We start from the raw sequence: 3858 nt of genomic DNA, 5'->3' as shown, positions 1-3858 counted from the left end.
GAAGGAATCTGGCGCGTGCGCCTGCTGCTCGATGACAAGGGCCGCGCGCAGGCGCAGGCCTTTGCACTGCCACCTTCGCCATCAACGGTGCGTCTGCAACTGGCAAAAAAGCCTTTCGATGAAGCACACAGCGAGTTCACGCGTTTCAAAACCACGCACCGTGCCCATTACGAGGCCTTTGCCCCCACCGAGCCTGCCGTGTTCGACACCCTGCTCTACAACGAGGCCGGTGAGCTGACCGAATGCACGCGCGGCAACATCGCCCTGTTGCTCGATGGCCGCTGGGTGACACCGCCGCTGCGCTGCGGGCTGCTCGACGGCATCGGGCGGCAAATGTATTTGAAGAAAGGCCGCCTGCTTGAAGCCGTGGTGCGGGTTGACGACTTGCCGCGCGTGCAGGCGCTGGCTTTCATCAACAGCTTGCGCGGCTGGCTCGATGCGCAGCTGCCCGGATGATGTCAGCGCAGATCACCCCAAACATCCCGAGGAGACAGACATGTTCGTCGTCATTTTTCGCGCCAAGGTTCGCAGCACTGACAGCGAATACACCCAGGTCGCAGCGCGCATGCGCGAGCTGGCAGCGCGTATTTTCCCCAAGCTGTGATAAGGTATTACTTCATCATCCCAGACTGAAGGTCACCATGACAGCAACAGCCACCCAGCCCATGACCATCAAAATTGACATGGAAACCAAAGCTCGCGTGCAGCGTTTGGCTGAGGCGCGCCAAAGGACATCACACTGGTTGATGCGCGAGGCGATCAGCCAGTATGTTGAACGCGAAGAAAAGCGCGAACTTTTCCGACAAGACGGCTTGCGGGCATGGAGCGACTACCAAGCCAACGGCCTGCACGTCACCGCTGCAGAAGCTGATGTCTGGCTGGGCAAGCTGGAAGACGGACACGATGAAGTACCGCCCACATGCCACGTTTGATCTGGTCACCACCTGCCCTGCTTGACATTCAGCGCCTTTATCGGTTTTTGGCAAGCAAAAATGGCGATGCAGCCAAAAGTGCGGTCAAGGCCATCCGGCAGGAGGTCAAGGTGCTTGCACTTCAGCCAGGCATTGGACGCCCCATCGAAGAAATACCTCCCGAATTCCGGGAATGGATGATTGACTTTGGCCACAGTAGTTATGTCGCCATGTACCATCACGACGGCGATGTCGTGACCATTCTGGCGGTTCGCCACCAAAGAGAAGCGGGCTACAAAGATTGAACCCGGCATTCTTGTCAGCGGTCAACCCTGCTGATTTTGTGACTGGCACCCCACCCCATGCTTGACCTGCTCAAAACTTTCTCCTGGCAAGAACTCAAACACCACCCGTGGCGCAACGCGGCCGCGGTGGTGGCAGTGATGCTGGGCGTGGCGCTGGCGTTTTCGGTGCATTTGATCAACGCCAGCGCGCTCGATGAGTTCTCGCAGGCGGCACGCTCGGTGGGCGGCCAGCCCGACCTGGAGTTGCGCGGCGTGCAGGGCCAGTTTGACGAGGCCTTGTTTGCTCGCGTGGCGCGGCACCCTGGTGTTGCGCTGGCCTCGCCCGTGCTCGAAGTAGGCACCTACGCCGTCACGCCCGAAGACAAGCGCAGCCTGAAAGTGGTCGGGGTCGATGCGCTGGTGGTGGCCTTTGTGGCACCAGACCTGATGCCGCTGCCCGAGCGCCCCAGCGCCCCGGGCGCAAACGACCGCTTCGCGCTGTTTGCGCCGGGGCAGGTATTTTTGAACCCGGCCGCGCAAGCGTTGGCTGGGCCACAGCTGCAACTGCAAAGCGGTCTCGAGCTGCTGTCGGTCACCGTGGCCGGTAGCGTGCGCGCCACTGGCCGGGCGCTGGCGGTAATGGACATTGGTGCGGCGCAGGAGTTGTTTGGCAAGCAGGGCCAGCTCAGCCGCATCGATTTGCGACTAAAGACCGGGGTCAATCGCGACGACTTTGTCCGCAGCTTGCAAAACGCCCCCGACTGGCCCGCCAACCTGATCCTGACGGTGCCCGGTGATGCGCAGTCGCAGATCAACAACCTGTCGCGCGCTTACCGGGTCAACCTGACCGTGCTGGCTTTTATTGCCCTGTTCACCGGCGCGTTTCTGGTGTTCTCGGTGTTGTCCTTGAGCGTGGCCAAACGGGCACAGCAATTTGCGCTGCTCGGTGTGCTGGGCTTAAGTGGCCGCAAACGGCTGAGCCTGGTGCTGTGGGAATCGCTTTTTCTGGGTCTGCTCGGCAGCGCGGCCGGCATTGCCTTGGGCACAGGCCTGGCAGCGCTGGCGCTGAACGTGCTCGGTGGCGACTTGGGCGGCGGCTTTTTTGCCGGCACTGCGCCGCCGCTGCAATTCAGCAGTTGGGCCGCGCTGCTCTATGGTGCCATGGGCGTGGCCGCTGCACTGGTGGGCGGCTGGTGGCCGGCCCGCGCAGCGCAGGCCCTGCCGCCGGCGCAAACCCTGAAAGGGCTGGGCGGCGCGCTCACCAACCCGCACAGTCACTGGCTCAGCCTGATGCTGATCCTGCTGGGTGCCGCGCTCAGCCAAGCACCACCCGTGTGGGGCATTCCGGTGGCGGCTTACTTATCCGTTGCCTTGCTGCTGGTGGGCGGCATTACCGCCCTGCCCTGGCTGATTGGCCTGCTGCTGGACCGCATCGCCCCGCTGGTGGCGCGCCAAACGTTGCCGCTGCTGGCGGTGGCGCGCGCCCGGCACCAGCGCGAGACGGCGGCGGTGGCGGTCAGTGGCGTGGTGGCGTCTTTGAGCTTGGCGGTGGCACTGACGGTGATGGTGGCAAGTTTTCGGGAATCGGTCACGCAGTGGCTTGACCAGGTGCTGCCCGCCGATTTGTATGTGCGCAGCGCAGCCAGCCTGGGCGCCAGCGACACGGTGTATTTCAGCCCGGAATATGTGCAGGCGGCAGCTGCGCTTAAGGGTGTCAAGCAGTTGCAGGCGCAGCGCGTGGTGTCGCTGCTGCTCAAACCCAGCCTGCCGCCGGTGGCGCTGATCGCCCGCGAGTTGTCGGACCCAGCCAAAAACTTGCCCCTGGTGGGCGAGCCGCTGCCGGTGCCCGCCGGGCAGATCGGCATTTACGTGAGCGAGGCGGTGGTGGACCTGCATGGCGCCGTGCCGGGCCAACCCTTTGCCTTGCTGGAACGAAGCTTCAACGCACTGGCCCAAACGCGAGAGGCCACAAAAGCAAGCTATCTTGTGGCAGGTGTCTGGCGTGACTACTCGCGCCAGAGCGGTGCCATTGCCATTGACCGGACCATTTTCGAGCGCCTCACCGGCGACCAGCGCGCCAACGACCTGGCGCTGTGGTTGGCGCAACCGTCTGACGCGCCGCAGGTGCAACAGGCGCTGCGTGCGCTGGCCGAAACAATGGGTTCCGGCGCCGGCGAGCTGATGGAATTTGGCACGCCCAGCCAGATTCGGGCCACCTCGCTGCGCATTTTTGACCGCAGTTTTGCCGTCACTTACTGGCTGCAGGCGGTGGCGATAGCGATTGGCCTGTTTGGTGTGGCCGCCAGTTTCAGCGCCCAGGTGCTGGCCCGGCGCAAGGAATTTGGCCTGCTGGCGCATCTGGGGCTGACCCGGCGGCAGATTCTGACCGTGGTGGCTTTCGAGGGCGCTGCCTGGACGCTGCTGGGCGCGCTGACGGGGCTGGCGCTGGGCCTGGTGGTGTCAAGTGTGCTGGTGCATGTGGTCAACCCGCAAAGTTTTCACTGGACCATGGACCTGATGCTGCCCTGGCTCAAGCTGCTGGGCCTGTGCCTGGCAGTGGTGGCCGCTGGCACGTTAACCGCCTGGCTGGCAGCGCAAGCCGCAGCAGGGCAGGATGCGGTGCTGGCGGTGAAAGAAGACTGGTAACCCCGTCACTGCGAGCC

At 63.6% G+C, this 3858-nt stretch carries 4 protein-coding genes; all 4 read left to right on the top strand.

The window, feature by feature from the left end; genetic code table 11:
- Window positions 1–456: aminotransferase class IV (locus IBX54_RS13290; RefSeq protein WP_296543137.1), on the top strand; the 456-nt coding region annotated here is incomplete at its 5' end.
- Window positions 457–641: 185 nt separating this feature from the next.
- A complete protein-coding gene (locus IBX54_RS13285) occupies window positions 642–932 on the top strand; it encodes a CopG family ribbon-helix-helix protein (protein WP_296543136.1) in 291 nt (96 codons plus the stop codon).
- The gene (locus IBX54_RS13280; protein ID WP_296543134.1) at window positions 920–1216 is read left to right on the top strand and encodes a type II toxin-antitoxin system RelE/ParE family toxin; all 297 of its coding nucleotides are present in this window, start codon (window positions 920–922) and stop codon (window positions 1214–1216) included. The genes IBX54_RS13285 and IBX54_RS13280 overlap by 13 nt, the downstream gene beginning before the upstream one ends.
- 57 nt (window positions 1217–1273) lie before the next feature.
- The gene (locus tag IBX54_RS13275; protein ID WP_296543133.1) at window positions 1274–3841 is read left to right on the top strand and encodes an ABC transporter permease; all 2568 of its coding nucleotides are present in this window, start codon (window positions 1274–1276) and stop codon (window positions 3839–3841) included.
- Window positions 3842–3858: the final 17 nt, after the last annotated feature.

Source organism: Rhodoferax sp. (assembly GCF_014859475.1).
In the GTDB taxonomy this organism is placed as follows: domain Bacteria; phylum Pseudomonadota; class Gammaproteobacteria; order Burkholderiales; family Burkholderiaceae_C; genus Rhodoferax.
Note: the sequence above shows the minus strand (reverse complement) of the source record. Positions and strands in the feature narration are given on the sequence as shown.